This is a genomic window from Cohnella sp. GbtcB17 (genome assembly GCF_019091135.1).
In the GTDB taxonomy this organism is placed as follows: Bacteria; Bacillota; Bacilli; order Paenibacillales; family Paenibacillaceae; genus Cohnella.
The window spans coordinates 1-201 of sequence record NZ_JAGXJW010000600.1; the positions used below are offsets into that span (position 1 = coordinate 1).

1 pseudogene is annotated in these 201 nt (G+C 61.7%); it reads left to right on the top strand.

Going from position 1 to position 201, the window contains the following annotated elements:
* Positions 1-201, top strand: a pseudogene (locus KVT38_RS34560) (sigma-70 family RNA polymerase sigma factor); the annotation flags it as partial.

Consider the following 201-nt stretch of genomic DNA (forward strand, 5'->3'; position numbering starts at 1 on the left):
ATGCTGGCGCATGACGCCGTACTCGTAACCGATGGCGGCGACAAAGCTCGCGCGGCGATCAATCCGATCGAGGGCAGTGAGCGCATCGCAGCATTCTTTATCGGTAACGCGCGCAAAGGCACGATGGGCGATTCGTTCTTGCCGGTCGACGTGAGCGGCCAACCCGGCTTTATCGTTACCCGGAACGGCAAGCCGGCCATG